Source organism: Nonomuraea sp. NPDC026600 (assembly GCF_040638335.1).
Classification (GTDB): domain Bacteria; phylum Actinomycetota; class Actinomycetes; order Streptosporangiales; family Streptosporangiaceae; genus Nonomuraea.
Genome location: NZ_JBEZYD010000006.1, coordinates 147,770 through 174,275, shown reverse-complemented (window position 1 = coordinate 174,275; position 26,506 = coordinate 147,770). Strand labels below are relative to the sequence as shown.

The following is a 26,506-nucleotide window of genomic DNA, read 5'->3' as shown; positions in this document are numbered from 1 at the left end:
ATTCTAGCTAGCGCCGCTGGTGCCGCCCAGGGAATTCCCCCATGAGCACCTGCTTGGGGGTGACCCGCAGCAGGTCCGAATCGGCCACGGCGATGCCGCGCACCTCCACCCAGAACCTGCGCTGCAACGGATCGGCGGCGAACACCGCCACCCGCGGATCCGCCTCGACGGCCGCGCGGGCCTGCGGCTCGGGGACCAGCCGGAGCTCTCCCGACGGGGTGACGGTCGCCGCCGTGCCCACGACGCGCGGGCCGAGGGAGTCGCCGAAGGACAGGACGACGCTCCTGGCGTACGCGAACGCCTGACGTATCTCCGGAGTGAGCGCGACCGATGGCGCGTCCCCGGTGGGCAGGTCGCACATGATCAGTGACGCGCGCCAGGGGCCGGGCCCGCCGCGCCACCAAGCGCGCGCGGCACGCAGCGCGAACACGACCACCGCCGCGCCGAGCGCGCCGAGCCCGGCCCGCCACGCCCAGACGAGCCCCAGCAGGCCGGCCGCCGCACAGGCCACGGACGCCAGCACGACCAGACCGGTCGCGACCGCCAGCCAGCCGTCCTCGCCGTAGCGGGCCCGCCGGTAAGAGGCCAGCATCGGGTACGGCACCGCCACCGCGAGCACGGCGGCCCGCGGCTCCACGGCCAGCGCCCCGCACACCAGGGGCACCAGCACCGACCACGTCCGGCCGAGCACGATCCAGAGCGCGACTCCCCCGTTCCGCCTGGCCGTGCGCTCGGCGGGCACCCGGGCGAACTGGGCCAAGGCCCGCAGCGGGCTGCCGCGCCACAACTCGGCCAGCGCGCGGACGGCCGCCGACACCGGCCAGCCGAGCACCACGATGCCCGCCAGAGCGGCCCACAACGGGTCGAACGCCGATGGCATGCCGGGCAGTGCGCCCAACGTCAGCCAGGCCGCGAACGCGGCCACCGACACGGCCGCCGACGCCAGGGCGGCGCCGAGCCAGGGGTCGCGGCCGAGCATGGCGGGCACGTAGGACCACACCCTGACCCGGCGCGCCTGCCTGAGCGTGATCGGGACGAGCAGGACCAGCACCACGAGGCCGCCGAGCCGGCCCTCGCGGCCCCGGTCGAAGGCGAGGGCGGCCACGACGATGGCGATGGTCGCGAGCGCGACCAGCAGGCGGGACTGGCGCGACCAGACCTCCAGCGCCCGTCTGGCCCGCCCGCTCTCGCGCGGGTCGATCGGCCAGGCGGGGTCGCGGTGGGCGGGGAAGCGGTCCCAGCGCAGCAGCGTCAGTCCGAGGTTGACGCGGGCCTGCGGATGCGCGGGATCCCGGTCGAGCGCGGTCAGGTAGGCGCGTTCGGCGGGGGCGTGCTCGGCGCGGAGCAGCGCCTGGTCGCCGTGCAGCACGTGGGGGTCGGCCTCCTCGGGGGCGTACCTGCGGGCCAGCGCCGCCTGCTCGACGGCCTCGTCCCAGCGCCCGGGGACGCGGCGCAGCGCGGTGCCCAGCCGCAGCCGCGCCGGCCAGGACCCTCTGGCGAGGCTCACCGCGTGCTCCGCGGGCGCGACCGCGTCGGCGTCGCGGCCCTGGCGCTCCAGCGCGAGGCTGATCAGGCGGTAGGCCCACTCGTTGGCCGGCTCCAGGTCGGCGGCCAGGCGAGCGGCCTCCAGCGCGGTGTCGGGCTGTCCGGTTCTTAGTCTGGCAACCGCCTCTTCGCACCATTCGCGGGGAGATCTGGCGGTCCTGTCGGCACTTTCCGCGGTCCCCACGGAGTCCATGATCGGCTGACCGGACAGAGTTGGATAGGCCGGGACATATGGCTGTGTCTCTCTAGAGAGGTGCCTCAGGCCGTGGATCGCCCGATACGGCTGTCCCGATCGCATGGCATGGCCTAAGCTGCCACGCAAGTTCATGTGGGCCTTGCATGAGATCGGATCGGCCTGCAAGGAGGCCCATGACCGTCACTCAGGCCGCACCGGCTCTCCGGCGCGCGGTTCAGGAACATCGGGACAACCGCTGGTCCATCCTGGTGCTGCTCTGCCTGAGCCTGCTCCTGATCACCGTCGACGCGACCGTCCTGCACATCGCCGTGCCCGCGCTCACCGCGGCGCTGGAGCCGACGGCGGTGCAACTGCTCTGGATCATCGACGTCTACTCGCTGGTCGTGGCGCCGCTGCTGGTCATGTTCGGCGCGCTCGGCGACCGCTACGGGCGCAAACGGCTGGTGCTCGCGGGGTTCGTGCTGTTCGGGGTGGCCTCGGCCGTCGCCGCCTTCTCCCCCACGCCCCTGGTCCTGATCCTGGCCAGGGCGCTGCTCGGGGTGGGCGGCGCGATGATCATGCCGGCCACGCTGTCGCTGATCCGCCAGGTCTTCCCCGACCGGCGCGAGCGGGCCATCGCACTGGGCGTCTGGAGCGCGGTCGCCGCCGCGGGAGCCGCCGTCGGACCGCTGATCGGCGGAGTGCTCGTCGGCATCTGGTGGGGCGCGGTCTTCCTGATCAACGTGCCCATCCTGCTCGTGCTGCTGCCCGCCGCCGCCCGGCTGCTGCCGGAGTCGCGGGAGCGTAGCGGGCAGCCGTGGGACCGTCTCAGCGCCGCGCTGTCCGTGCTGGGCATCCTGGCGCTGGCGTTCGGGCTGAAGGAGGCCGGAGCGGGCAGCCTGATCCCGTTCGGGGCCTCCGTCCTGGTCTTCCTCGCCGGGGTGGCGCTGCTGGTCTGGTTCGTACGACGGCAGGCCCGGCTGGCGTCGCCGCTGCTGGAGGTCGGGCTGTTCCGGCGGCGCGAGTTCACCACCGGCGTCGTCGGAGTGCTGCTGGGCGTGTTCGCGCTGGTGGGGCTGCAGCTCATGCTGGCGCAATACCTGCAACTCGTGCTCGGTGACAGCCCGCTGCGCGCGGCCATCCGGATGCTGCCGCTGGTGATCTCGGCGATCTCCGGCGGGCTGGCCGCGGCGCACATGCTGCCCAAGATCGGCATGCGCGCCACCATGAGCGGCGGCCTCGGCCTCGTCGCGCTCGCGCTCACCCCCACGCTCACCTGGGGCGTCGAGGCGCACCCCGTCCTGCTGGCGATCTGCTTCGTGGGCATCGGGTTCGGCGTCCAGGTGGCGCTGCTCGCCGCCTCCGACACGATCATGTCCTCGGCCCCCGAGTCCCATGCGGGCGGAGCGGCGGCCATCGAGGAGACCGCCTACGAGCTCGGCGCCGGGCTCGGGGTCGCCGTGCTCGGCACGATCACCACGATCGCCTACGCGCCCGCGCTGCCCGCCGTTCCCGGAGTGTCCGACGGCGGCATGGACGAGGCCAGGCAGTCTCTCGCCAGCGCCGCGCACGTGGCCGACGAGATCGGCGGCGGCGCCGGCGGCGCGCTGCTCGACGCCGCCCGGTGGGCCTTCGTCCATGCCCTGCACACGACCGTCGTCGTGAGCGTCGTCCTGCTCAGCCTGACCGCCGTCGCCGTGGCCACGCTGCTCCGCCGTGATTGAGGTGTGTGATGTCCCGCTTAGGGCAGACAACAACCGTGAAACAGGCCTTTCGTGATCTTGCTTCGCTGGTCGCCCGCCTCGGTGTGGGCGGCATCTTCTTCTCGAACGGCTGGACCAAGCTCGAGGACGGCCTGAACACCACGGGGGCGAAGTTCCTCGCGCAGGGCGCGCCCGCGCCCCGTGCCTGGGCCACTGTCACCATGCTGACCGAGCTGATCGGCGGGGCGTTACTGATCGCCGGGCTGATCGTGTCGGTGATGGGGCTGATCCTCTTCGCCGAGGCCCTCGCCGTCTTCCTGATCGCGCCGCCGCTCAATCCGATCAGCACGAACGAGCTGATCCTGCTGGGCGTGGCCGCGCTGCTGCTGGCCGTGGTGGGGGCCGGGCGGATATCGGTGGACCATCTGGTGGTGATCCGGCGCAGGGAATCGGCGGCGGCGAACGAGTTCGCCGCCGACACGGAGGCCGATGAGGTCATCGCGGCGCTGCGCGACCCCGACTCCCCCGGGTTCCGCGCGCCTGCCCGGCCCAAGGGTGGCTCTTCGGGCTCCTCAAGTTCTGGTGGTTCGGGTTCTTCTGGCGGTTCGGGCGGTTCTTCGGGCGGCAAGCCGTCGGGGGGCCGGTCATCGGGCTCGCGCTCCGGCTCGTCCGAGGGCGAGCCGGACGGGCCCGGACTGGAGGACACGGCCCCGCATGCCCGGCCGCGCCGGTCGGGGACCGAGCCCACGGACGAACCCGCCCCCTCGGCGGCACCGGGCGACACGCTGGTGGCCGGGCGCAAGAAGCCGCCCGCCCGCGGCCGCCGCACGTCCCCCGACGAGTGATCCCTGTCGAGGGATCCCCGCCGCGGAGTCCCCGCTTTGGGGTCCCCACCGAGGAATCGCTGCCGGGTGATCCCCACCGGGTGACCGTCCCCGCGACCGATGGGATCGCGGGGTGGCGATCACCCGGGTCACAGCTCGGCTGTCAGCCGGGCGATCACCCGCATCTTGTTCATCGCGTCCAGGGCGGCGACCTTGTAGGACTCGGCGAGCGTCGGATAGTTGAACACGGCGTTGACCAGGTAGTCGACCGTGCCGCCGCAGCCCATCACGGTCTGCCCGATGTGGACGAGCTCGGTGGCGCCCGTGCCGAACACGTGGACGCCGAGCAGCCGCCGGTCCTCGGAGGAGACGAGGAGCTTGAGCATCCCGTACGAGTCGCCGATGATCTGTCCCCGGGCCAGTTCGCGGTAGCGCGAGATGCCCACCTCGAAGGGGATCTTGTCCCGGGTCAGGTCGTCCTCGGACTTACCGACGAAGCTGATCTCCGGGATGGTGTAGATGCCGATCGGCGGCAGGCCCTTCATCTCCCCGACCGGTTCGCCGCACGCGTGCTGCGCGGCCAGCCGGCCCTGCTCCATCGAGGTGGCGGCCAGCGCGGGGAAGCCGATCACGTCGCCGACGGCGTAGATGTGCGGAACGGGCGTGGCGTAGTTCTCGTCGACCTTGATCCGGCCTCGGTCGTCGGCGGCGAGCCCGGCCGCTTCCAGGCACAGCTCGTTCGTCTTTCCCTGACGTCCGGCCGAGTACATGACGCAGTCGGCGGGGATCTTCTTCCCGCTCTCCAGCACGGTCAGCGCCCCGCGGGGCCGCCGCTCGACCGCGGCGACGTTCTCCCCGAACCGGAAGGTGACGGCGAGGTCGCGCAGGTGGTACTTCAGCGCCTCCACGATCTCCAGATCACAGAATTCCAGCATCCGGTCGCGCCGCTCGACCACGGTGACCTTGGTGCCCAGCGCCGCGAACATCGAGGCGTACTCGATGCCGATGACCCCGGCGCCGACGACGACGAGCGTTTCGGGCACATGGTCGAGGTGCAGGATCGCGTCGGAGTCGATGACCGTCTTGTCGTCGAATTCGACCGTGGACGGACGGGCCGGCGAGGTGCCCGTGGCGATCACGATCTTCTCGGCCGTGACCTTCTTCTCCTCCTTCTCCTCGTCGCTGGCGATCCCGACGGTGTGCGGGTCCAGGAAGCGCCCGGTTCCTTGCAGGACCGTCACGTGGTTCCGGCCGAGCTGGCTGCGGATCACCTGGATCTCGCGGCCGATCACGTGCTGGGTGCGCATGCCGAGGTCGGCGACCGTGATCTCTTCCTTCACCCGGTAGCTCGCCCCGTACAGCTCCCGCTGGTTGAGACCCGTGAGGTAGAGGACCGCCTCGCGCAGCGTCTTGGAGGGGATCGTCCCGGTGTTGATGCACACGCCGCCGAGCATGTGGGTCTTCTCCACGACAGCGACCCGCCGGCCGAGTTTCGCCGCGGCGATCGCCGCCTTCTGTCCGCCGGGACCGCTGCCGAGCACGAGGACATCGAAGTCATACATGAGTGCCGCCGCCCATCAGGTGAGGGCGCGCGAGAACGGCGACCCGGTTGCCGGGCTGCGCGGCCGCGATGGCCGCTTTCTGCCCGCCGGGTCCTGAACCTACGACAACAACGTCAAAATCGGCCACACATCAAGTGTCCACCTATCCGGACATCCCCGCCATGACGCGATCGACGATTCCCTGGCTGCCCTCTTGGCGGGCGCAGTGAGCACAGCAGTACCAGTGCTCGCCCGACTGGACGCCGTGCCCGATCACCTTGGTGCCGCAGTGCTCACAGATCGGCGCCATCGACTGGATCGCGCACTGGAAAGAGTCGAACGTGTGCACCGCGCCCTGGGCGTGCACCTCGAAGGACATGTCGTAATCGTTGCCACACGCTTCGCAGACAGCCATGGCCCGGGGATACCCGGATGCCGGTACTCGTTGTCCCATGGGACGGCTATTTCCGCTGAAAATCCGTCAGGCGGGGGCGCCTCCATCGACCACGAGGTCGGTGCCGACGGGGCCGTTCCGCGAAATAGCGGCCCACCAGGGGTACGGCCAGGAGCCCCAGGGCGGCCAGTGCGCCCGGCAGGCCGAGCCGGTCCGTCAGGGCGGCCACGAGCAGCGGGCTGATGACGAAGCCCGTGTAGGAGATCGCGGAGACCGTGGACACCAGCACGCCGCTCGCGTCGTCGGCCGCCGCGCGGCTGAGCACGGCGGGCACCAGCGGCCCGAGCGCCAGCCCGGTCAGCGCGAACCCCGCCATCGACGCCAGAACCGAGCCGCCGAGCCCCGCCAGCGCCATCCCCGCGAGTCCGCCCACCCCGCCCACCAGGTAGAACGTCCGCAGCGTGAACCGGGGCAGCGCCTGCGCGGCGATCCGCCCCACCGTGAGCGCCGCCATGTAGACGGCCGGGGCCGCGCTCGACACCAGCGCCGAGGCCCCGCGGTGGTCTTCGAGGAGCAGCACCGACCACTGTTCGATCGAGTTCTCGATGATCAGCGCGCACCCGGTCAGCGCGCCGAGCACGATCGCGACCGTCCAGCGCCGCCTGCCGCCCGCTCCCCCGGTGGCGGGCAGGCCCCGGCCCAGGCGCAGGGCCGGCAGCGACGCCGACGAGGCGAGCACGAGGGCCGCGGTCACCACCAGCACCGTGCCGGTGCCCAGGCCGAGCGAGCGGGCCAGCCCGGTGGCGGGGGCCGCGACTATCACGGCGAGCGGGAAAGCGGCGTGCACCTGCTGGAACAGCCTGCGCCCGTGCTCCCGCTCGGCCCGCCCGGTGGCCATGTTCAGCGTCACGTCGAGCGCGCCGCTGGTCATGCCGACCAGGAGCAGCGTCAGCCCGAGTGCCGTCGGCGAGCCGGCGGGCGCGATGGCCACGACGCTCAGCGCGAAGGCCACGGTGACGGCGATCAACGCCGTACGTTCCCTGCCCCCGGCCAGCCGCCCGGCCACCGCCATCGCCGGAATCGCCCCCACCGGCACCGCGCTCAGCGCCAGTCCCAGCTCGGCGGGGGACGCGCCGAGCTGCTCCTTGATCGCCGGCAGCAGCGCCGACCACGAGCCCCAGAACCCGCCCCAGGCCGCGCTGACCGCGATGAGCGGTATGCCGCGTTCCCCCACCAGCCCCCCTTGTCATGCATTACGGTTATGCACAGCAAAGATCTATAGCGTCCTTAATATCCCCAATCGAAGGGATTCTCGTGCTCACGCGAACGGTCATCGCGGCCAGCTTGGCCGCCGCCGGCCTCGCCGCCACCCCCGCCGCCGCCACTGTCACCCCCACCACCGCAACTTCCATCGCCTCGTCGGTGACGGCCGCGCCCTACACGCCGGAGCGGGTCTGCGGACCCGGCTTCCGCAGGGTCAAGGACGGCCACCGGGCGATGACGACACGCGAGGGCGCGGTGTTCGGGCACGTGTACCTGATGTACAGCAAGCGCTCCGGCAAGAACTGCGTGGCCGCGATCAAGACGGCCTACCTCGGCACCAAGACCACCACCGGTGCCAGCATCGTGGTGCGGGGCGGCGGCCGGTCGGAGGACGTACAGAAGTACCGCTTCTACGCCGAGACCGGGCACGTCAACGGTAGCTGGAAGTGCGTGAAGTTCTGGGGCTGGACCCGCGACCCCAGCGGCCGCGTCGAGGCCGGCGGCGGCCGCAACTCCTGGGGCAACTGCGCCGGCTGACCCCACCCAGGCCGCCCGACCGGAGCACCCCACCCGGCCCGTCCGCCCGACCGGAGCACCCGCGCGGACGGGCCGGGCATGCGGGCCGGGCATGCGGGCCGGACCTGCGGGCCGGACCTGCGGGCCGGACCTGCGGGCTGGGCGGCTACCGCAGGCAGACGTCGAGACACGGGACGTCCCTTGAAGGCGGCGTCCCGCTCCGCGACGGAGAGCGTACGTCCGGAACGCCGACGGACCGCGCCCCACGCGAACACATCGGCGGCCGGCCCGGCCCGCCGCCCCATGAACACCCCGGCAGTCGGCCCGGCCCGCTGCCCCGTGGACACCTCGGGCGCCATGTAGCTGGGCGTCCCTGCCGCCTCGCCGGTCTTGGTCAGCGACATGTCGAGCGTACGGGCGAGGCCGAAGTCGATCACTCGCGGGCCGTCGGGGCCGAGCAGCACGTTGTCGGGCTTGAGGTCGCGGTGGATGACGCCCGCGTCGTGGATCGCGGACAGCGCGGTCGCGACGGCCGGTGCGGGGCGTCCCCGGTGAACCACCTTGACCGCCACCTGGTTGCCTTCGATGTCGTACGCCTCATAGACGACGCCCTGCCCGCCGGCGCCGAGGCGTCCGGCCGGCCAGCAGTCGCCGATGCGCTGCGCTCAGCCCTTCCACGGCGGATGAGATGACAGCCGACACACCGGCGCCCAGTCACGGTGGAGGTTCCCATGTCTCAGCGGCTCTGGTCCGTAGCCGCCTGGCAGACGGCGGCCGAGCATTTCTGCCGAGGGGAGATCGCTCTCCCCGGTAGAAATGCATGGAACGACCGGACGTCCTCCGGTTAGGTTGTGGCACATGGCGGCTGCAACCGCCCGCCAAGCCGCTGTCAAGCGGCGGCGCGCACAGTACAGGGACAAGAGCACGAGAGGGGGCAGACCATGAGACGCGTGCGGATCATCAAGTCGGCGAAGCGGCGACAGGACCGGAACACGGGCCTGGACCTGCGTACCCCATCGGGCCGTCGGCTACCTTACTGAAACGATACTTACATCAAACTTACCGGGGTACCTGTAGATAACATAGGTAACAAGAACGTCACGGGGGGCTCACGATGAAGAGACTAGTGGTGGTGCCGCCACAAGTCGCCCGGCACAAGATCCGCGATATCCGGTCGGGAGACCGCCGCAGGCCCGTCGTGCACGATCACGACCCCAAGGTCGTCGATCTCCGAGCCTACAGCGGCCGTAACGTGATCCGGTTCCCCGGAGGTCCCACCCCCGCCGCCTGATCGCCCGCGGGTCAGCCGTAGAGCTTCTTGGCGTAGGTCTCGCCGTAGTAGTTCTCGAGTTGCTCGATGGTCTCTTCGACCTTCTGTACGTCCTTGACCAGGGTCGCGTGCGACGGCAGCGAATCGGCGGCCCAGCGGTCGGGCTTCCAGAGCGCGGAACGCAGGAAAGCCTTGGCGCAGTGGAAGAAGATCTGCTCGATCTCCACGACCAGCGCCAACTGCGGGCGGTGGCCCTTGATGATCATGTCGTCGAAGAACGGCGCCTCGCGGATCAGCCGGGCGCGGCCGTTGAGCCTGAGGGTCTCGTTGCGGCCGGGGATCAAGTAGATCAACCCCACATGCGGATTTTTCAGGATATTGAGGAAGCCGTCCGCCCGGCGGTTGCCCGGCCGGTCGGGGATGGCGATCGTGGCGTCGTCGATGACGTACGTGAAGCCGGCCGGGTCGCCCTTGGGCGAGACGTCGCAGTTGCCATCGGCGTCGGAGGTGGCGATCAGGCAGAACGGCGAGTTCGCCAGCCATTCCCGGTCGCGCTCGTGCAGCCGCGACCGGTCCTTGGTGGCCGCTCGCGGCATTACCTCACCTAGTAGTTCGCGTAGTTCCGTCTCCGAGTCGATCTCCGCCCAGCCCATGCCGTCTCCTTCCGGGGATTACGCGTAATTCTGTCAGGGAATCGGGTGGAGCATCCGATGAGGGGTTCGCAATGCCTCACTGACCGGATCATCCCTGATGCCTGCCAACCCCGGACCTGGCCGTACCTCCGCCTCCCCGATCGGAACCTGCACGCCGCAGGTGGCGCAGCGAGCGGCGCCGTCGATGCGGGTGCCGCAGGTCAGGTGGTGGAAGACGCGGCGCGGTCCGGTGCTGGTCAGATGCCGCTCACCCCATTCGGCCAGGGCCAGGACCGGTAGCCAGAGCTCGTGGCCCATCGGGGTCAGGATGTACTCGTCGCGCGGCGGCGAATCGCGGTAGCGCCGCTTGTCGAGGACCCCCGCCTCGACGAGCGCGGCCAGCCGCTGCGAGAGCACCGCCCGGGGGATGTCGAGGTGGGCGAGGAAGTCGCCGTAGCGCCGTACGCCGTACATCGCGTCGCGCACGACAAGCAGCGTCCAGCGCTCGCCGATCACCTCCAGAGCCTTGGCCAGCGAGCAGTCCTGGGCGTCGTAGTTCTTGCCTAGCGCCATGCCACCCCCTTCGGTTCATTCATTGAACCATGGTAGCTTGCCCGACATGAGTTCAATCACTGAACCAACTCGGGTGCTCGTGCCCGGTAGTCGAACGCTCGCCGTGGCGTCGTCGGCGCCCCTGCTCGTGCTGACGAACTACACGGTGCCGATGGTCACGCTGCCCCAGACCGCACGGGAGCTCGGCGCGGGCCCGACCGGGCCGGTGTGGATTCTGGGCTCGATCGCGCTCGGCCTGTCGGCATTGCTGCTGGTCTCCGGCGGGCTGGCCGACGACTACGGCCGCAAGCGGGTGCTGGTGGCGGGCACGGCCGTGCTCGCGATCGCCAGCGTGGTGGCCGCGGTGAGCCCGGTCGTGGTGGTGTTCGTGGCGGCCCGGCTGGTGCAGGGCGGCGCGAGCGCGGCGATGCTGGCGGCGAGCCTCGGCATCGTGGGCCATGCCTTCCCCTCGGGGATCGAGCGGGTGCGGGCCACCGGTCGGTACGGCGCGATGATCGGGCTGGGTACCGCCGTGGGGCCGCTGCTGTCCGGGGTGCTGGCGGAGGTGACCGGCTGGCGGGCGACGTACTGGCTGATGGCGGTGTGCGCGCTTGCCCTGGCCGTGGTGTCGGCGCGCACGCTGGAGGAGTCGCGCTCGGCCGTGCCCCGGCGGTTCGACGTGCCCGGCGTGGTGCTGCTCAGCCTGGGCGTCGCCGCGCTGCTCGCGGGTGTGACCGAAGGGCGTCTCGGCTGGTCGCGGCCGGTGGTGCTGGTGGCGTTCGCGGCGGCGGTGGTGCTGGTGGCGGCGTTCGTGCTGGTGGAGCGGGGGCGGGCGGAGCCGCTGATCGACTTGGAGCTGTTCCGGCGGCCGGTGTTCCTGGTGGCGACGGGTGGGGCGCTGGTGGTCGGGGCGGCCGTGGTCGGGCTGATGAGTTATCTGCCGACCATGCTGCAGACGGCGCACGGGCTGACGCCGCTCGCGACCGCGCTGCTGTTCATGCTGTGGTCCGGGCTGTCGTTCCTGGCCGCGCTGCTGTCGCGGCATCTGCGGCTGGCCACGGCGGCGCGGCTGGCGCTCGGGCTGGCGCTGACCGCGCTGGGCTTCGGCGGGCTGCTGAGTCTGGGCGGGACGTTCGTGCCCGTTCTCGTGGTCGGCGGGCTGGCGGTGAGCGGGACCGGGGCCGGGCTGATCAACTCCTCGATCACGCACCTCGCGATCGAGAGCGTGCCGTCTCACCGGGTCAGCATGGGGTCGGGGGCGAACAACACCGCCCGCTATGTGGGCAGCTCGCTGGGGGCGGCCGGGGTGGCGGGGGCCATCGGGGGGTTCGGGGCGCAGCAGGGGATGGTGATCGCGGTGGCGGCGTGCATCACACTGACGGGGGCCACGGCCGTGGCCGCCCTCGTCACCCGTCCTTGAGGCGGGTGCGGTGGAGGCGGACCTTCTCGCGGTTGCCGCATCTGCGCATGGAGCACCACTGACGCTTGCCCGCGTTGGACCGGTCGGTGAAGCGCAGCCCGCAGGTGGGGCTGGCGCACACCCGGATGTGCTGCCGGTCGTCGCCGCCGAGCAACGTCACGGCGTCGTACGCGATGTCGGCCAGCGCCGCGCCCGCCGGATCGGGGGGCGGCACCCGTACGAGGGAGAGGTCGGGAGCGAGCCGCACCACCGGCGCCCGGCGCCGCGCGGCCCAGGCGTTGACCACCTCCAGATCAACCGGATCCATGTCGGCGGAGCTCGCGAGGACGGCGTCCACGCACCGGCTGATCGCGTCCCGCAGGTCGCGGGCCTGGCGCAGTAGCGCCTCGTCCGCCCGCACGCCCGCGTAGCCCGCCGCGTCGAGCCAGGCGGCCAGGTCGGCGGGCTCGCGCAGCATCTCGCGGCCGCCGGTCTTCCTCTCGCGGTACGTGTTGATCAGATCGAGACTCGACCGGCCCCCGTCCCACACCCAGTCCATCCCCTAACTATATGATGCGGTTACCGGGTAACCTCATCATGGAGTTAGCAATGGCTGAATCAAGGATGGCCGAGCTCGACGGGCTCCGGATGCACTACCTGATCGAAGGCGACGGGCCGCTGCTCGTTCTGCTGCACGGCTGGCCCCAGACCGGTCACTGCTGGCGGCGGATCATGCCCGAACTGGCCGAGCGCTACACGGTGGTCGCACCCGACCTGCGCGGATACGGCCGGACGGACAAGCCCACCGCCGGCTTCGACAAGCGGACCATGGCCGCCGACATCCGCGCCCTGGCCCGCTCGCTCGGCCACTCGACATTGACGCTGGCCGGACACGACCGCGGGGGCCGGGTCGCGCACCGCTACGCGCTGGACCACCCTGGCGAGGTCGAACGGCTGATCGTCATGGACATCATCCCCACCAGGGAGATGTGGCGCCGCTTCGACATGCGGTCGGGGATGGCGCTGGGCACCTGGCACTGGACCTTCCACCTGCAGCCCGACCTTCCGGAACTGCTCGCGGGGGCGAACGTGGCGGCCTATCTGGGCTACTTTTTCGAGAAATGGACGGTACGGCGGGCGGAGCTGGAGGTGGACGAGTACGTACGGGCCTTCTCCCAGCCCGGAGCGTTGCGGGCCGGGTTCGACGACTACCGGGCCTCCTTCCCGCACGACGCCGCCCATGACGACGCCGACTGGGACGCGGGCAAACGCCTGGAGATGCCGGTACTGGCCCTGTGGGGGTCGGCCGGGCTGCCGAGCCGGGTGCCGGTGCTCGACATCTGGCGCGAGTATGCCCGCGACGTGCGGGGTGCCGAGATCCCGGACTGCGGCCACTTCCTGGCCGAGGAACGCCCCGACATCGTGCTGTCGCACCTGCGCGACTTCCTCACGCCCGGCTGATCAGACGGCGGGCGGGGAGTTCGTGGGCGGCCCAGGCGATCGCGGCGACGATCAGCGCGGTGGCGGGAGTAACCGTGGTGACCTACCAGCGCCGGGCCTGGGCCATGACGTCGAGCAGCGCGTCGCGTTCGGCGGCAAAGGCCGGGTCCGCGCCTTCGCGTTCGGCCCGCAGGTGCAGCATGGTCAGCTCGGTCGCCGCCTGCTGGTAGTCGCCCATCGCCCGTCCGAGCCCCACGCCCTTGGCCCACTTGCGCGCGGCCCGGCGGCCGGACAGCGTGCTCAGCATGGTGATGTCCGGTGGGGTGACGTGCCCGGTGGCCTGGTAGGTGGGCAGGTAGCCGCCCATCTTGGCCAGCAGTTGCCGGCGGTCGCGTACGGTCACCAGGACGAGCCCGACGAGCGCCCCCATGATCACCAGGTAGGCCAGACCCAGCCAGCCGATCGACTGGAGCAAGGCGGCGCCGTTCCAGAGCCCGTGCAAGAGGACCGCGGCGAAGTAGCCGAGCGGGATGGCCGCGAACCTCGCGGGGCCGCGGCGGGTGAGCGCGTACGCCACGCCGAGCCCGGTCATCGCGGTGTACACGGGGTGGCCGAGCGGGTCGATCAGCCCTCTGATCACGAACAGTTGCACGGCCCCGCCCACGCCGTCCTCGGTGAACGCGGTCACGTAGTAGCCGACGTTCTCCACGACCGCGAAGCCCAGCCCGGCCATCGCGCCGTACACGATGCCGTCGGTGAGCCCGTCGATCTCCCGCCTTCTGATCAGGAGCAGCAGCAGCGCCGAGCCCTTGAGCGCCTCCTCGATCACCGGGGCCAGGTAGGCCGTCCCCACCTCTTCGACGGTCTGCGGGCCGTAGCCGGCCCTGGCGAACATGGCCTGGCCGGCGATCGTCAGCACGACGCCCAGCACGATCGCCACGCCGGCGCCCCACGCGAACGCGAAGCCCAGGTGCAGCGGGGGCTCGGGCTCCAGTCTGTCGAGCGAGAGGACCGCCGCGAGCAGCAGGGGCAGGGGCGCCACCGCCAGCAGCATGGACAGGCCGAAACCGAGCGGACCGCCCTCCAGCAGCATGCCGACGAGCACGATCACCGCGAGGACGCTCGAGATCACCAGGCCGATCAGGAGCGCCTTGCTGGGCCGTCGCGGGAGCGAGGGGGGCCGGGTCCGTACGGTCATCGCCATACCTCTCTTCGGGCAGAGTCCCACTATGGAGCGGACCCGTCGACAGACGCTTGACGATTACTTGACGACCTTGATCAACGATCTTCGCGGTAGTAGGGATCGGCGACCCCGCCCTCGTACGAATACACCTCGCGGCCGTCGACGAAGACCCGCAGCGCCCGGCTCATGATGTCCAGCGGGTCGCCGGACCAGATCACCACGTCGCCGTCGAGCCCCGGACGCAGCGCGCCGACCCGGTCGTCGAGGCCCATGATGTGGGCCGGGTTGACGGTGATGGACCGCAGCGCCACGTCCCGATCCAGCCCCTCCTTGACCGCCAGCGTCGCCTGGTGGACCAGGAAGTGGATCGGCACCACGGGGTGGTCGGTGGTGATCGCCAACTCGACCCCGGCCCGCGCGAGGATGCCCGGATTGCGCAGCGAGCGGTGCCGGAGCTCGACCTTGGAACGGCTGGTGAACAGCGGCCCGATGATGACCGGGACGCCGCGCTCGGCCAGCACGTCGGCGATCAGGTGCCCCTCCGTGCCATGGTTGATCACCAACCGGTAGCCGAACTCGTCCGCCAGCCGCAGCGCGGTCGCGATGTCGTCGGCCCGGTGCGTGTGCTGGCACCAGGGCAGCTCGCCGTCGAGCACGCGGACGAGGATCTCCAGCGTGGCGTCGCGATCGAACGGCTTGCCCTCGTCGTAGGCGACGGACCGCCTGGCCTTGTAGTCCTGCGCCTTCATGAACGCGTCGCGGATCACCGCCGCCACGCCCTGGCGGGTGGACGGCAGCTTCTTCTGGTCGCCGTAGACGCGCTTGGGGTTCTCGCCGAGGGCGCTCTTCACGCTCACCGGCTCGCGGATCAGCATCTCGTCGACGGTCCGGCCCCAGCACTTGACCGCCACCGTCTGCCCGCCGATGGGGTTGCCGGATCCCGGCTTGATCACCGCGGTGGTGACGCCGCCGGACAGCGCGTCGGCGAAGCCCAGGTCGGCGGGGTTGATGGCGTCGAGGGCGCGCATGCGGGCCCCGTTGGGGTCGGTCATCTCGTTGGTGTCCTGGCCGGCCCAGCCCTCGGCCTCCTCGTGCACGCCCAGGTGGCCGTGGGCCTCGACGAAGCCCGGCAGCACCCAGCCGCCGGCCGCGTCGACGACGGGGGTTCCCGCAGGTATTTCGATGTCGCGGCCGACCGCGGCGATCTTCCCGTCCTGGATCAGCACGGTGCCACCATCGATGGGATCGCCGTCGACCGGGACGACATATCCGCTGGTGATCGCAAGATTCATGTCAGCAACCTACATTGGATGATATTTCGGCATAGGGCGGACACGGCGCTTCGCTCCTCCCCCTTGCCTTCGGTAAGGTTCCGACAACAGGGCAAAGGAGAATGAATTGGCCGAGGACCAGGCCGCCTACGGTCCCGGAGCGGGGCTCGGCCCCAGCGGCCTGCCGGACGAGGACCTGTCACACCTGCTCAGCCGGCAACGCTTCGGCGCGCTGGCGACGCGGGGCGGTAACGGCCACCCCCACCTGTCCACCGTCGTGTACGCCTGGGACCCCGCCCAGCGGGTGGTGCGCGTCGCGACGGCCGACGGCCGGCCGAAGGTGCGCCAACTGCACAAGGACCCACGCGCCGCACTGTACGTGGCCAGCGACGACTTCTGGTCGTACGCCGTGGCCGAGGGCCTGGCCGAGCTGTCGCCGGTGAGCGTCGAACCCGGCGACGAGGTCGGCCGGGAGCTGCTGGCCATGCGGTCGGGGGGCTACGCCGACCCGGGCGCCGAGGCCGCGTTCCTGGGGCAGGTGGTCGCGGACAAGCGGCTGGTGATCAGGCTCCGGGTGTCGCGGCTGTACGGGACGTCGCTGCCTGCTCCGTCCGCCGGATAGCGCGCCGCCTGTTGTAGTCGACCACCGCGACCACGGCGAGGATGAGCGCCAGGTCGATGGCGGCCGAGGAGCGTATCGCGCCGATGTGGTCGCCGCCCGCCACGGCCGCGAAGTAGACCGCGCCGATCACGGCGACCCCGCCCGAGCCCCCGAACTGCTGGGCCGTACTGAGGAACCCCGAGCCGATGCCCGCCTGGTGCGGCGCGACCTCCACCAGCGCCGCCCCGATGAGCTGCGGGATCACCAGGCCGTTGCCGAGTCCCACGAGCACGAGCGAGGCCATGATCCACGGCAGTCCGGCCGGTGCCGTACACAGCAGCAGCGTCAGGCCCGACGCGGTCACGGCTCCGCCGATCATGACGACCTTCAGGCCGTACCTCCTGACCAGGCGGGTGCCCAGCAGCGAGCTGATCGTGAACAGCACGCCCATCGGCGCGAACGCCAGCCCGGCCTGGAACGCGGTGAGCCGCAGCCCGCCCTGGAGCAGCAGCGTCAGCGTGAACATGAACGACGCGAAGTACGCCATGAACGCGGTGATCGCGCCGACGCCCGCCAGATAGGAGTGCACCTTCAGCAGGGCCAGGTCCAGCACCGGCTGCCCGCCGCGCCTGCCGAGCACGTACTGCCAGCGGCCCGTCAGAACGAGGACGGGCACGCTCGCGCCCATGCAGATCCACGTCCACGCGGGCCAGCCCGCGCTGTTGCCGAGGCCCAGCGGCACCAGGATCAGCGCCAGACCGGCCGCCAGACCGGCGGCGCCGAGCAGGTCCAGCCGCGACCGCCTGGCCGGCTCGACCCTGGGCAGCAGCCAGGCGGCCAGCGGGACCACGACCAGGCCGACGGGCAGATTGATCAGGAAGATCACTCGCCAGCCGAGCCCGAACAGGTCGGCCGACAGCAGCAGCCCGCCCAGCACCTGCCCGGCGATCGAGCCGAGCCCGCCGGCCGCGCCGTACCAGCCCACCGCGCGGCGCCGCTCGTCCGGCGGGAAGGCCGCGGAGATCATGGCGAGCACCTGCGGCACCATCGCCGCGCCGGCCAGCCCCTGCAGCAGCCGGGCGGCCACGAGCTGGGCCGGGTTCAGCGCGATCCCGCAGAGCAACGACGCGATCGTGAACGCGATCACGCCGCCGATGAACATCCGCCGGTAGCCGTACCGGTCGCCGAGCCGCCCACCGGTGATCATGCCCGCCGCGTAGGTGAAGGCGTAGCCGCCCACGATGAGCTCCAGTGCCGCGGGGCTCGCGTGCAGTTCGCGTTCGAACGACGGAGCCGCCACATTGACCACGAAGAAGTCGAACTGGGCCATGAACCACGCCGACAGAAGCACCGCCAGTGTCCCGCCGATCCTCATTCTGACCAGGCTAGGCCCAAAGATCCGGCGGCGGCCGAGCGGGGCTGGCAGAGTGAGGGCGTGGATCATCTCTCCCACTTCGGCCGCGAGATCCGCGCGTTCGAGGCGGCGGTCCGGACCGCGGGATCCGGTCTGGTGCCGTCCTGCCCAGGCTGGGGCGTGCCCGATCTCGTCATGCATCTGGGCGGTGTGCACCGCTACCTCGCGTGGGTCATCGGCGATGGTCTCACCGAGCGGCCGGACCCCTCGGACCCGTCCTTCCTCGGGCGGCCACCCGAGTCGGCCGGCTGGCCGGATCCGGCGCACGCCCCGGCGACCGGGCCGCTGCCGGCCGGTCTGGCCGACTGGTTCGCCGAGGGGGCCGCCAGGCTGGAGTCCCTGTTCGCGGCCACCGATCCGGACGTTCCGGTGTGGACGTGGTCCGGCGAGCGGAGCGTCAGGTTCTGGGTGCGCATGCAGAGCATCGAGGCGGCCGTCCACCGCTGGGACGCCGAGGGCGTGGCGGGGACCGCCGGGCCGATGGACGCCGAGCTGGCGGCCGACGCGGTGGGGCAGACGTTCGAGGTGATGGCCCCGGCCCGGCGGGCCTGGACCGCGGCGCCGCCCGGAGCGGGCGAGTCGTACGGCTTCCGGCAGACCGACGGGCCGGGACGGTGGACGGTCCGCTTCGACGGACCGGCCGTGACGGTGACCCAGGCGGAGACCGGCGGCAGCGACGTGGAGGCGGCCGAGGTAGCCGACGCGGGGACCGGCGGCCGCGACGTCGAGGTGGCCGGGACCGCGTCGGACCTCATGCTGTTCCTCTGGAATCGCGTCCCGTCCGAGCGGCTGGACGTGCGTGGCGACCGGGCCGTGCTCGACCGTTACTTCACCCTCGTCCCACCTGTCTGACCTGTCAGGCAGGGTCCACGGTGTCGCCCAGTGACTCCAGGAGTTCCCGGAGTTCGTGGGCCAGGACAGCCTGCCGGTTCTCGGAGAGCGCGGCGAGCAGTCGGCGCTCGGTCTCGACGTGGTCGGGCAGCACCCGGTCGATCAGCTCCCGCCCTTCGTCGGTGAGGGCGACGTGCACGACGCGCCCGTCCTTCTCGCTGGGTGTACGGGACACCAGGCCGCGGGCCTGGAGGCGGTCGAGGCGCTGGGTGATGGCCCCCGAGGTGACCATGGCCGACTTCATGAGCTCGGCCGGGGTCAACGACCGTCCATTGCGCCGCAGCGTGGCGAGCACGTCGAACGACGCCGAGTCCAGCCCGTGGGCGCTGAACGTACGGCCCAGCTCCAGGCCGATCAGCCGCGACAGGCGGGACAACCGCCCGATCACCGCCATCGGCGACACCTCGACGTCAGGGCGCTGCGCGGCCCACTGCTCCAGCACACGGTCAACATGATCTGCCACCCATTCATCTTAGCGGTGAGACAAATACCTTAGCGATGAGATACATTGTCTTAGTGCTAAGAAATCGACTTGCCATGATCATGGTGACCGCGCTGGCCCCGGCCATCTGGGGGACCACCTACCTCGTCACCACCGAACTGCTGCCACCCGGCCGCCCGCTTCTGGCGGCGGTCGTCCGCGCCCTCCCCGCCGGACTGCTGCTCGTCGTGCTCACCCGGCGGCTGCCGAAGGGGGTGTGGTGGTGGCGCGCCCTCGTGCTCGGCGCGCTCAACATCGGGGTGTTCTTCGCGTTGCTGTTCATCGGCGCCTACCGGCTGCCCGGCGGGGTCGCCGCGACCATCGGCGCGGTGCAGCCCCTCCTGGTCGCCGGTCTGTCCGCCGGCCTGCTCGGTGAGCGTTTCTCCGCGCGTACGGCGATCGCCGCCGTGGCGGGTGTGGCCGGGGTCAGCCTGCTGGTCCTGCGGGCCGACGCCCGGCTGGACGCCATCGGCGTCGCCGCGGCCGCCGGGGGCGCGGTCGTCATGGCCACCGGAGTGGTTCTGAGCAAGCGGTGGACCTCACCCGCGCCCCTGCTCGCGACCACCGGCTGGCAGTTGGTGGCCGGCGGCCTGCTGTTGCTCCCGGTGGCGCTCCTCGTCGAGGGACCGCCGCCCGCGACGCTGACCTCGGCGAACCTGACCGGGTACGCCTACCTCGCCATCATCGGCTCGGCCGTCGCCTATGCCCTGTGGTTCCGCGGCATCCGCGCCCTGTCCCCCACGCACGTCACCTTCCTCGGCCTGCTCAGCCCGCTGGTCGCCACCACGCTGGGCTGGCTCGCCCTCGGTCAGTCGCTCAGCGTGGCCCAGGTCGTGGGCGGGCTCGTCGTCGTGGCGGCCCTCATCACGGCCCAGACCCAGCGCCGCCAAGCGAAGCGGCCACACCCGGTCGTTGACCGTCTGACCCCGCTGACCACCCCTGATCCCCGCCAACGACCTCTGATCACCTCTGACCCCCGCTAACCGCCTCTGATCCCCAAGGAGAAACCATGCGCATCACCGTGTTCGGAGCGGCGGGTAATGTCGGCGCTCGCGTGGTCGCCGAGGCGCTGTCCCGCGGCCACGAGGTCACCGCCGTCGTACGCGACCCGGCCCGCTTCCCCTCCCTGCACCCCGGCGCCCATCCCCAGGTCGGCGACGCCGCTCAGGTCGAGGACGTGACCAGGCTCGGCACCGGTCAAGATCTCGTGATCAGCGCGACCCGTCCGGCCACCGGCCGCGAGCACGACCTCGTCACGACCGCCAAGGCGCTGCTGGCCGGACTCGCGGGGGCCGGCGTCCGGCTGCTGCTCGTCGGCGGAGCGGCCGGCCTGACCGTACCCGGCTCCGGCGGCCGTACCGTGCTCGACGACCCGCGCTTCATGTCCGACGCCTACCGCGACATCGCGCTGGCCTGCAATGGCCAGCTCGAAGCCTGCCGCGCGGAGACCGGCGTGGACTGGGCCTATCTGAGCCCGGCCGCGCTGCTGGCGCAGGGCGAGCGCACCGGCGCCTACCGGCTGGGCGCCGACGAGTTGCTCATGGACGCCGAGGGCACCTCGGCGATCTCCATGGAGGATCTCGCGGTGGTGCTGCTGGACGAGGCGGAACGGCCCAGGCACCACCGGGTCAGGTTCACCGCCGCGTACTGACGTCAGCCGCCTTCGCGGACACGGTCGTAGAACAGGGCCAGGGCGCCGCTCGCCGTGGTCGCGACCTCGCCGGCGAGGCGCCAGCTCGATCCTGGCAGCCCGTCCTCGAACAGGCGCGTACCGCCGCCGACCAGCTCCGGGGCCAGGATGATGCTCAGCCGGTCCAGCTCGTCGGCCCGCAGCAGGTCCTTGATGACGCTGCCGCTGGCGAGCACGACGATGTCGCCGCCCTCCTGCCGGCGCAGATCCTTGACCACCTCGGCAGGGGCGGCGTCGGCGATGCGGCTGTTCTCCCACGGCGCCTCCTTGAGCGTCGAGGAGAACACCACCTTCTCCACCGCGTTGAGCCACTCGGAGAAGGACCGGTCCCGGGGGTCGGCCGCGTCGTCCTTGGCGACCGCCGGCCAGAAGCCGCCGAACCCCTCGTAGTTCTTGCGGCCGAGCAGGACCGTGGTGGCCGTCGCGGTGATGCGGGCGACGTGCTCCCTGGCGCCTTCGCTGATCGCGTGCGGCACGATCCAGCTCATGTCGTACTCGCCCGCCGGGCCCGAGACGCGGCCGTCCAGGGACAGGAGGATGTTGCCGATGACGATACGGCCGGCGTTCTTCGCTTCGCTCATGAGTCGCTTCCTCAGCTGTTGATCTGGTACCGCCATCCTTGGGCGAACCGTGCCCGACAACATCGGCCAGGTGGCCGATCTGCGGCATCAGCGGCGCAGATTCCCGACCAGTCGTGTGGTCTCCTCGTCTGCGGGGAAGTACGCCTCGACGGCGACCCCTTCGAGCGTGATGTCGAACGCCGCGCCGAACGTCGTGATCGTGCTGAAGAAGCAGAGCTCGTCCCCCCGGTGCGTGATCCGGACGGGCAGCGCGATGTCGGCGGGGTCGGGCAGCGGCGCCTCGCCATCGTCTCCATAGGCCAGCAGTTCCTCGTAGAGCGCGCTCAGCTCCGGGTCCCCCGTACCGGCGACCTGCCTGGCGAGGCGCGGCAGCAGGAACGCGCGGACCTGCGCCAGGTTCCGCACGCGCGGCGCGAACCCGGCCGGATGCAGCCCCAGCCGCATCATGTTCACCGGCGGCTCCAGCAGGGCCGGGTCCACGTCTTCGAGGAAGATGTTCATGGCGTCGTTGGCCAGCAACAGGTTCCAATGGCGGTCCAGGGCCAGCGCCGGATACGGCTCGTGCCCGCGCAGGATCTGCTGGAGCGCCTCGTACGCCTTGCCCAGGTCGGGAGCGTCGAGCGGGCGCTCGGGATAGATGGGCGCGTACCCGGCCGCGACCAGCAGCCGGTTGCGTGCCCGCAGCGGGACGTCGAGCTGCTCGGCCAGCCGCAGCACCATGGACCGGCTGGGAATCGTCCGCCCGGTCTCGACGAAGCTGACGTGCCGCGCGGACACGTCGGCCTGGAGGGCCAGGTCCAGTTGGGTGAGCCCGCGCCGCTGCCGCCAGTCCCGCAGCGACTCCCCGACCGGCTGATCCATGTGCATACGGCCGGTTCTACCTGGTCTGACGGTTTAGGTCCATTACATGGCAGGTAATCGACGACCGGATTCAGCCGGCGGTGTCGGAGGCGCCGGGTGGCCAGATGCCGACGTCCAGGAGCTTGTGAGCATAGGAGTAGGCCACGAGCTGGCTCCGGTTGCTGCAGGCGAATCGGTCGAGGAGCTTGCTGATCCGCTCTGCCACCGTATATCTGCTGAGGTTCATCTCGCGGGCGATTCTTGTTGTCGTATATCCCCTGGCCAGCAGGACGATCAGCCACGTGTCGCGATCATTTGTCAGATCGCCGCATACAAGATCCATAGCAAGTCCCGGTTCGGATCGCTTTGGCCGGAGGCGCTCCTGGTGGAAGCGCCTCTGTGTGCAAGCTAGAAGCGTCTGCTTAATCAGCGGTATGGCCGGAGCACGCGACCGGTTATGGATCGGCTCTGGCGAGCTGCCCTTGGAAGATCTCCTCGTAGAGGTTTCTGAGTACGGGGCTGGGGTCGAGGCCGAGTTCGGCCACGAGATGCCGGCGTACCGTCTCGAACTGCGAGAGCGCCTCCGGCGCCCGGCCGCAACCGGCGAGAGCGGTCATCCTCGCCGCCACGAGCCGCTCACGCGCGGGGAAGAAGGGCACCAGATCGTCGAGCCTGTTCAGCGCCTCGATGTGGCTGCCCCGCTCGATCTCGAGTTCCGCCCAGTCCTCATTGACCGTGAGGTACAGGTCGGTGAATCCGCCGACCGCCTCATCGACCAGGGCGACACCCGAGAACTCCGCGAGCGGCTGACCGCCCCACAGGCGCAGGGCGTCATCGAGCACGGTCGACGCGGCATCGGTGTCGCCTCTGCGCCGCATGTCCCGGCCGGTGCCGGCCAGCCGCCGGAACCTGAGGAGATCGAGTTCGTCCGGCCCGGCGTCGAGACGGTATCCCCAGCCTTGGTAGGAGATCCGATCTCCGAATCTCCGCCGCAGCACCGAGACGTAGACCTGGAGGTTCTTGCGTGCTGTGGGGGGTGGTCGTTCTCCCCACAAGGAATCGATCAGCTGGTCCGTCGGGACCACCTGGTTCGGGCGGGAGAGCAGGATCGCGGCCAGCAGCCGGGCCTTCCTGGCGCTGACGTGCACGATCGTGCCGTCCACCCGCACCTCGAGCGCGCCGAGCACGCGGGCGTCCAGGCGCGAGGTCACGACTTTCGCCCGCCCGGTGCCCAGCGCCAGGAATCCGGCCAGATCGATCGTGGCCGACCCCGACGTGGCCATCTGGCGGTGGAGCGTACGCACCGTGGACAGCGTGGCGATGGAGACATCGTCGACACCGGCCTTCGCTTCGAACCATCGCCAATCGCCGTCGCGATTGACTTCGAGGAAGACCGGCCCTTGCCTGGTCAGCAGGAAGTCGAAGGCGCCGTAACGCAGGCCCCAGATCCCGGCGAGCCGGTGCACCGCCTCCACCACGGCCTCCGGCGCCGCCGCCGGAGAGACCGTGACCGACGCCGCGTCGCGCCAGATCGCCTCCGGCGATGACTTGCCGACGCGGAAGGCCCGGATCTCGCCATCCACGAAGTAGACGCGCAGCTCCGCCCAGTGGTCGACGTATTCCTGGACGATCATGGGCGCGTCCCGCGCGGGCAGGCTTCTGGCCACGACGCCGTCCACGATCTCCGGGAAGACCCCGCGCAGGGTGCCCGGTTCGGTCTCGACGAAATGCCGGTCGAGGGCCTTGACGATGATCCGATCACTGGCCAGCGCCGCGCTCGCCGCCCCCAGGTCGGTCGTGACGATCGTTCGCGGAGTACGAACTCCTGCCTGTGCCGCGCCGTCCAGCTGAACCAGCCGCCCCAGATCGCTGCCGCCGGGCAGCCGGGCGGCCGACAGCGACGACAACTGGTCGATGAAAGCGCCCCACGAGTCGGCCCGGAACAGGGACGGCGCCGAGCCGTTCCCTCCCCGCACGGCCCGCGGTGAGAAGTGCCGTACCCAGGTGACGGTGGGGATGATGCGGCGCCCGTTCACCGTCAGCGAGCCGTCGTCGAGCCGGGTGATGATCCGCAGGCCGCTGATCGACCCGGCGTCGACCCGCACGCTCGGCACGCCGAGCGTGCGCAGCCCGCGCTGGAGCACCGCGAACTCGGCGAGCCCCGCACGATCCACGAGGACCACGCACGGCAGGGCGGTCGCGGGGTCGCTCTCCTCCGGGAGCTGCCAGGTCACGCCGGGACTGCCGGTGGGCATACGCAGCGTGTACGGATCATGTGGCTTGGCGTTCACTCGACTACGAAATGCGCGACTGAACCGGTCCATGTGCCGATGATGATCAGACTCGGTGTGATCGCACAACGCGCCCTCTGTCGTTCGGCATAACGTCCCGGCTAGCCCACATTTGTGGGGTTGTGTCACCTGCTGATCGCCGGTCCATACTCAACCAGCAACACATCTCCAGCGCCAACAGAAGCCGCCGCCTGCACGTTTTGGTGGAGCGAGTCGAGGTGAAGGGTGGTGCCGTGTCGAGCGACGTGGTGACGGCCGTAGGGCTGACCAAGCGCTATCGGCGCAGCCAGAGACCGGCGGTGGACAATGTCTCGTTCGAGATCGCACGGGGAGAGACCATCGGGCTCCTTGGGCCCAACGGCGCCGGGAAGACGACCCTGATCAAGATGATCTGCGGGGTCACCACCCCGACCTCCGGTCAGGTCCGTGTCTTCGACGCCGACCCGGTGCGTCAGCCGGTCGCCGCCAAGAGCGGCATCGGGGCGATGCACCAGTCAGGCCCGTTCGACATGATGCTGCCGGCGCTCGACAACCTGCGGATCGCGGCCCGCTTCCGCGGTCTGAAGTGGCGTGCCGTGCGGCCGTGGGCCCTCGAACTGGCGGATTTCCTCAGCTTGACGGAGGCCCTGCCGCGATTCTGCTTCCAGTTGTCGGGCGGTCAGCGGCAGCGGTTGCAACTGGTGCGGGCACTGCTCACCATTCCGCGACTGCTGGTCCTCGACGAGCCTTCCGCGGGACTGGACGTCGTGGGGCGGCGTCACATCGAGCGCTTCGTGACCTGGCTACGCGAGGAGCACGGCGTGACCGTGCTGTGGACCAGCCACCACATCGACGAACTGGAACGCAACAGCCAGCGTGTCCTGGTCATCGACAAGGGACGGGTGCTGCGCTTCGCCAAACCGCGCGAACTCGTCGAGGAGTTCGGCACCACCCACCTGCTGGTGGCCCTCGATGATCCCGCGGCCGGCCTGGTGGTGCTGGCCTGGGCGGAGGCAGCCGGGCTCACGGCCACGGCCGAGGACTCCGACGTACGGATCCACGGTGCGCGAGCGCAGGAGGTGCTGCCGGAGCTGTCGCGGCACTGCCAGGAGCGCGAAGTCGCGATCTCCGGCGTCTCGACCGTCTCGGACTCGCTGGAGCAGGTGTTCCTCCGGATGACGGAGGCCGAGGACTGACTGGCAAAGGGGATAATCGTGGCCGCCAAGCTGGTATTCAACAACACTCCTCCGACCGGGACCCCGAAGGCGGCCGACCTGTCCGCGGTGCTCTACCGCGAGTACGCGCTGCTCGCCCGCAACCGGGTGTATCTCGTCCTCGGACTGGCTCCGATGCTGATCTACCTGCTGCTCGTGAACACCTCGCTGGGCAACCTCCTCAAGGTCGTCGACTACAAGGGCATCCAGGTGCCGTTCGCGATCTTCCTGCTGCCCATGACGCTGGCGATGTCGGTCGTCAGCGCGGCGGGAACCTCCGGCATGGCGGTGTTCCAGGAGGAGATGAGCGGCGCGGCCACACAGTTGTGGTCCTACCCGTTACGCAGGTCGCGGTTCCTGCTCGGCAAGGTGATCGCGGGCGTGTCGCTCGTGCTGGGCCAGGCCCTGCTGGCCCTGGGCGTGGCGGTGTTCGTCTTCGAGTTGCCCTTCGACCTGCAAGCCTGGGCCGGCCTGCTGTCGGTGCTCACGGTGGCCGCCCTGGCCTTCAACGGACTGTATCTGGCGACGGCGATCCTGATCACCGACTACCAGGTCTTCATGCTGCTGTCGAACGTGTCGATCCCCGTTCTCGTCTTCAGCGCCCCGTCGCTCTACCCGGTCGACAGCATGCCCACCGTGCTGCAGTGGGTATCGGTGATCAACCCGCTGACGTACGCGATCGACGGTATGCGGGACGCCGCCTTCTTCGGGTTCGCCGACGCGTGGCAGGACCTCCTGGTGCTGGCCGTCCTGGCGGCCATCAGCTACTACGTGGGCGGCCGCGCCTTGATCAACCGCGCTCGCAACATCTGATCT

General features: G+C 70.7%; 28 protein-coding genes. 11 read left to right on the top strand and 17 right to left on the bottom strand.

The window, feature by feature from the left end; all coding sequences use genetic code 11:
- Positions 1–7 precede the first annotated feature (7 nt).
- Complete coding sequence (locus AB0F17_RS16560) at positions 8–1,738, bottom strand: hypothetical protein (protein ID WP_358022906.1); 1,731 nt, start codon at positions 1,736–1,738, stop codon at positions 8–10.
- Between the two features lie 176 nt (positions 1,739–1,914).
- Between AB0F17_RS16560 and AB0F17_RS16555 the strand changes: the two genes are divergently transcribed.
- Both AB0F17_RS16555 and AB0F17_RS16550 read left to right on the top strand, forming a co-directional pair.
- Positions 1,915–3,444, top strand: a complete 1,530-nt coding sequence (locus AB0F17_RS16555) for an MFS transporter (RefSeq protein ID WP_358022903.1) — start codon at positions 1,915–1,917, stop codon at positions 3,442–3,444.
- A 35-nt stretch (positions 3,445–3,479) separates the two neighbouring features.
- Positions 3,480–4,268, top strand: coding sequence for a DoxX family protein (locus AB0F17_RS16550; protein WP_358022900.1), 789 nt, complete (start codon positions 3,480–3,482; stop codon positions 4,266–4,268).
- 128 nt (positions 4,269–4,396) lie between these two features.
- Here AB0F17_RS16550 and sthA read toward each other — a convergent pair whose 3' ends face one another.
- The 5 genes from sthA to AB0F17_RS16525 all read right to left on the bottom strand — a co-directional run bounded on the left by sthA (position 4,397) and on the right by AB0F17_RS16525 (position 8,533).
- Positions 4,397–5,809, bottom strand: a complete 1,413-nt coding sequence (gene sthA, locus AB0F17_RS16545; protein ID WP_358022897.1) for a Si-specific NAD(P)(+) transhydrogenase — start codon at positions 5,807–5,809, stop codon at positions 4,397–4,399.
- On the bottom strand, positions 5,802–5,936 hold the full coding sequence (locus tag AB0F17_RS16540) for an FAD-dependent oxidoreductase (protein ID WP_358022895.1): 135 nt from the start codon (positions 5,934–5,936) through the stop codon (positions 5,802–5,804). The genes sthA and AB0F17_RS16540 overlap by 8 nt, the downstream gene beginning before the upstream one ends.
- A gap of 15 nt (positions 5,937–5,951) precedes the next feature.
- Positions 5,952–6,203, bottom strand: a complete 252-nt coding sequence (locus AB0F17_RS16535; protein WP_358022892.1) for a hypothetical protein — start codon at positions 6,201–6,203, stop codon at positions 5,952–5,954.
- A gap of 46 nt (positions 6,204–6,249) precedes the next feature.
- On the bottom strand, positions 6,250–7,416 hold the full coding sequence (locus AB0F17_RS16530) for an MFS transporter (RefSeq protein WP_358022889.1): 1,167 nt from the start codon (positions 7,414–7,416) through the stop codon (positions 6,250–6,252).
- A gap of 439 nt (positions 7,417–7,855) precedes the next feature.
- Positions 7,856–8,533 carry a protein kinase gene (locus tag AB0F17_RS16525; RefSeq protein ID WP_358022886.1) on the bottom strand — a complete coding sequence of 226 codons (678 nt, stop codon included), beginning with the start codon at positions 8,531–8,533 and terminating at the stop codon, positions 7,856–7,858.
- A 542-nt stretch (positions 8,534–9,075) separates the two neighbouring features.
- Between AB0F17_RS16525 and AB0F17_RS16520 the strand changes: the two genes are divergently transcribed.
- Positions 9,076–9,252 carry a hypothetical protein gene (locus AB0F17_RS16520; protein WP_214635645.1) on the top strand — a complete coding sequence of 59 codons (177 nt, stop codon included), beginning with the start codon at positions 9,076–9,078 and terminating at the stop codon, positions 9,250–9,252.
- Between the two features lie 11 nt (positions 9,253–9,263).
- Here the strand turns inward: AB0F17_RS16520 and AB0F17_RS16515 are convergent, their stop codons facing one another.
- Positions 9,264–9,884: a pyridoxamine 5'-phosphate oxidase family protein gene (locus AB0F17_RS16515; RefSeq protein WP_358022883.1), complete on the bottom strand. Its 621-nt coding sequence runs from the start codon at positions 9,882–9,884 to the stop codon at positions 9,264–9,266.
- Positions 9,885–9,917: 33 nt separating this feature from the next.
- Positions 9,918–10,436 carry a helix-turn-helix domain-containing protein gene (locus AB0F17_RS16510; protein WP_358022880.1) on the bottom strand — a complete coding sequence of 173 codons (519 nt, stop codon included), beginning with the start codon at positions 10,434–10,436 and terminating at the stop codon, positions 9,918–9,920.
- Positions 10,437–10,482: 46 nt separating this feature from the next.
- Here AB0F17_RS16510 and AB0F17_RS16505 point away from each other — a divergent pair, with 46 nt between their 5' ends.
- Positions 10,483–11,835: an MFS transporter gene (locus tag AB0F17_RS16505; RefSeq protein WP_358022877.1), complete on the top strand. Its 1,353-nt coding sequence runs from the start codon at positions 10,483–10,485 to the stop codon at positions 11,833–11,835.
- Here AB0F17_RS16505 and AB0F17_RS16500 read toward each other — a convergent pair.
- A complete protein-coding gene (locus AB0F17_RS16500) occupies positions 11,822–12,373 on the bottom strand; it encodes an ABATE domain-containing protein (RefSeq protein WP_358022874.1) in 552 nt (183 codons plus the stop codon). The two genes, AB0F17_RS16505 and AB0F17_RS16500, sit on opposite strands and share 14 nt — an antisense overlap.
- 50 nt (positions 12,374–12,423) lie before the next feature.
- Here AB0F17_RS16500 and AB0F17_RS16495 point away from each other — a divergent pair, with 50 nt between their 5' ends.
- Entirely contained in the window at positions 12,424–13,275 is an 852-nt protein-coding gene (locus tag AB0F17_RS16495) for an alpha/beta hydrolase (RefSeq protein ID WP_358022871.1), read from the top strand.
- 82 nt (positions 13,276–13,357) lie between these two features.
- Here the strand turns inward: AB0F17_RS16495 and AB0F17_RS16490 are convergent, their stop codons facing one another.
- Positions 13,358–14,452: a PrsW family intramembrane metalloprotease gene (locus AB0F17_RS16490; RefSeq protein ID WP_358022869.1), complete on the bottom strand. Its 1,095-nt coding sequence runs from the start codon at positions 14,450–14,452 to the stop codon at positions 13,358–13,360.
- 80 nt (positions 14,453–14,532) lie between these two features.
- On the bottom strand, positions 14,533–15,729 hold the full coding sequence (locus AB0F17_RS16485) for an amidohydrolase (RefSeq protein ID WP_358022866.1): 1,197 nt from the start codon (positions 15,727–15,729) through the stop codon (positions 14,533–14,535).
- Between the two features lie 106 nt (positions 15,730–15,835).
- Between AB0F17_RS16485 and AB0F17_RS16480 the strand changes: the two genes are divergently transcribed.
- Positions 15,836–16,330, top strand: coding sequence for a TIGR03618 family F420-dependent PPOX class oxidoreductase (locus AB0F17_RS16480; RefSeq protein ID WP_358022863.1), 495 nt, complete (start codon positions 15,836–15,838; stop codon positions 16,328–16,330).
- Here AB0F17_RS16480 and AB0F17_RS16475 read toward each other — a convergent pair.
- A complete protein-coding gene (locus AB0F17_RS16475) occupies positions 16,272–17,684 on the bottom strand; it encodes an MFS transporter (RefSeq protein WP_358022860.1) in 1,413 nt (470 codons plus the stop codon). The genes AB0F17_RS16480 and AB0F17_RS16475 overlap by 59 nt on opposite strands.
- Before the next feature lie 60 nt (positions 17,685–17,744).
- Here AB0F17_RS16475 and AB0F17_RS16470 point away from each other — a divergent pair, with 60 nt between their 5' ends.
- On the top strand, positions 17,745–18,575 hold the full coding sequence (locus AB0F17_RS16470; protein ID WP_358022857.1) for a maleylpyruvate isomerase family mycothiol-dependent enzyme: 831 nt from the start codon (positions 17,745–17,747) through the stop codon (positions 18,573–18,575).
- Between the two features lie 4 nt (positions 18,576–18,579).
- Here AB0F17_RS16470 and AB0F17_RS16465 read toward each other — a convergent pair whose 3' ends face one another.
- Entirely contained in the window at positions 18,580–19,077 is a 498-nt protein-coding gene (locus AB0F17_RS16465) for a MarR family transcriptional regulator (protein WP_358022854.1), read from the bottom strand.
- Between the two features lie 74 nt (positions 19,078–19,151).
- Here AB0F17_RS16465 and AB0F17_RS16460 point away from each other — a divergent pair, with 74 nt between their 5' ends.
- Both AB0F17_RS16460 and AB0F17_RS16455 read left to right on the top strand, forming a co-directional pair.
- A complete protein-coding gene (locus AB0F17_RS16460) occupies positions 19,152–20,078 on the top strand; it encodes an EamA family transporter (RefSeq protein ID WP_358022851.1) in 927 nt (308 codons plus the stop codon).
- Positions 20,079–20,104: 26 nt separating this feature from the next.
- Positions 20,105–20,746, top strand: a complete 642-nt coding sequence (locus AB0F17_RS16455; RefSeq protein ID WP_358022848.1) for an NAD(P)H-binding protein — start codon at positions 20,105–20,107, stop codon at positions 20,744–20,746.
- Positions 20,747–20,748: 2 nt separating this feature from the next.
- On the opposite strand, the gene AB0F17_RS16450 is transcribed toward AB0F17_RS16455, so the two are convergent.
- The 4 genes from AB0F17_RS16450 to AB0F17_RS16435 form a co-directional block, all read right to left on the bottom strand.
- Positions 20,749–21,366, bottom strand: a complete 618-nt coding sequence (locus AB0F17_RS16450) for a dihydrofolate reductase family protein (RefSeq protein ID WP_358022844.1) — start codon at positions 21,364–21,366, stop codon at positions 20,749–20,751.
- A gap of 87 nt (positions 21,367–21,453) precedes the next feature.
- Positions 21,454–22,233, bottom strand: coding sequence for a helix-turn-helix transcriptional regulator (locus tag AB0F17_RS16445; protein ID WP_358022841.1), 780 nt, complete (start codon positions 22,231–22,233; stop codon positions 21,454–21,456).
- Between the two features lie 64 nt (positions 22,234–22,297).
- Positions 22,298–22,549 carry a LuxR C-terminal-related transcriptional regulator gene (locus tag AB0F17_RS16440; protein WP_358022838.1) on the bottom strand — a complete coding sequence of 84 codons (252 nt, stop codon included), beginning with the start codon at positions 22,547–22,549 and terminating at the stop codon, positions 22,298–22,300.
- A gap of 112 nt (positions 22,550–22,661) precedes the next feature.
- Positions 22,662–24,497, bottom strand: coding sequence for an AfsR/SARP family transcriptional regulator (locus AB0F17_RS16435; protein ID WP_358022835.1), 1,836 nt, complete (start codon positions 24,495–24,497; stop codon positions 22,662–22,664).
- A gap of 233 nt (positions 24,498–24,730) precedes the next feature.
- Between AB0F17_RS16435 and AB0F17_RS16430 the strand changes: the two genes are divergently transcribed.
- Positions 24,731–25,672 carry an ABC transporter ATP-binding protein gene (locus AB0F17_RS16430; protein ID WP_358022832.1) on the top strand — a complete coding sequence of 314 codons (942 nt, stop codon included), beginning with the start codon at positions 24,731–24,733 and terminating at the stop codon, positions 25,670–25,672.
- A gap of 18 nt (positions 25,673–25,690) precedes the next feature.
- On the top strand, positions 25,691–26,503 hold the full coding sequence (locus AB0F17_RS16425) for an ABC transporter permease (protein ID WP_358022830.1): 813 nt from the start codon (positions 25,691–25,693) through the stop codon (positions 26,501–26,503).
- Positions 26,504–26,506 lie beyond the last annotated feature (3 nt).

Bases quoted from the DNA above. Each gene is read 5' to 3' on its own strand.
- AB0F17_RS16555 (WP_358022903.1), top strand. From the start codon at position 1,915: ATGACCGTCACTCAGGCCGCACCGGCTCTCCGGCGCGCGGTTCAGGAA.
- AB0F17_RS16455 (WP_358022848.1), top strand. From the start codon at position 20,105: ATGCGCATCACCGTGTTCGGAGCGGCGGGTAATGTCGGCGCTCGCGTG.
- sthA (WP_358022897.1), bottom strand. From the start codon at position 5,809: ATGTATGACTTCGATGTCCTCGTGCTCGGCAGCGGTCCCGGCGGACAG.
- AB0F17_RS16535 (WP_358022892.1), bottom strand. From the start codon at position 6,203: ATGGCTGTCTGCGAAGCGTGTGGCAACGATTACGACATGTCCTTCGAG.
- AB0F17_RS16495 (WP_358022871.1), top strand. From the start codon at position 12,424: ATGGCTGAATCAAGGATGGCCGAGCTCGACGGGCTCCGGATGCACTAC.
- AB0F17_RS16485 (WP_358022866.1), bottom strand. From the start codon at position 15,729: ATGAATCTTGCGATCACCAGCGGATATGTCGTCCCGGTCGACGGCGAT.
- AB0F17_RS16460 (WP_358022851.1), top strand. From the start codon at position 19,152: ATGATCATGGTGACCGCGCTGGCCCCGGCCATCTGGGGGACCACCTAC.
- AB0F17_RS16440 (WP_358022838.1), bottom strand. From the start codon at position 22,549: ATGGATCTTGTATGCGGCGATCTGACAAATGATCGCGACACGTGGCTG.
- AB0F17_RS16490 (WP_358022869.1), bottom strand. From the start codon at position 14,452: ATGACCGTACGGACCCGGCCCCCCTCGCTCCCGCGACGGCCCAGCAAG.
- AB0F17_RS16510 (WP_358022880.1), bottom strand. From the start codon at position 10,436: ATGGCGCTAGGCAAGAACTACGACGCCCAGGACTGCTCGCTGGCCAAG.
- AB0F17_RS16515 (WP_358022883.1), bottom strand. From the start codon at position 9,884: ATGGGCTGGGCGGAGATCGACTCGGAGACGGAACTACGCGAACTACTA.
- AB0F17_RS16450 (WP_358022844.1), bottom strand. From the start codon at position 21,366: ATGAGCGAAGCGAAGAACGCCGGCCGTATCGTCATCGGCAACATCCTC.
- AB0F17_RS16445 (WP_358022841.1), bottom strand. From the start codon at position 22,233: ATGCACATGGATCAGCCGGTCGGGGAGTCGCTGCGGGACTGGCGGCAG.
- AB0F17_RS16505 (WP_358022877.1), top strand. From the start codon at position 10,483: ATGAGTTCAATCACTGAACCAACTCGGGTGCTCGTGCCCGGTAGTCGA.
- AB0F17_RS16500 (WP_358022874.1), bottom strand. From the start codon at position 12,373: ATGGACTGGGTGTGGGACGGGGGCCGGTCGAGTCTCGATCTGATCAAC.
- AB0F17_RS16560 (WP_358022906.1), bottom strand. From the start codon at position 1,738: ATGGACTCCGTGGGGACCGCGGAAAGTGCCGACAGGACCGCCAGATCT.
- AB0F17_RS16475 (WP_358022860.1), bottom strand. From the start codon at position 17,684: ATGAGGATCGGCGGGACACTGGCGGTGCTTCTGTCGGCGTGGTTCATG.
- AB0F17_RS16520 (WP_214635645.1), top strand. From the start codon at position 9,076: ATGAAGAGACTAGTGGTGGTGCCGCCACAAGTCGCCCGGCACAAGATC.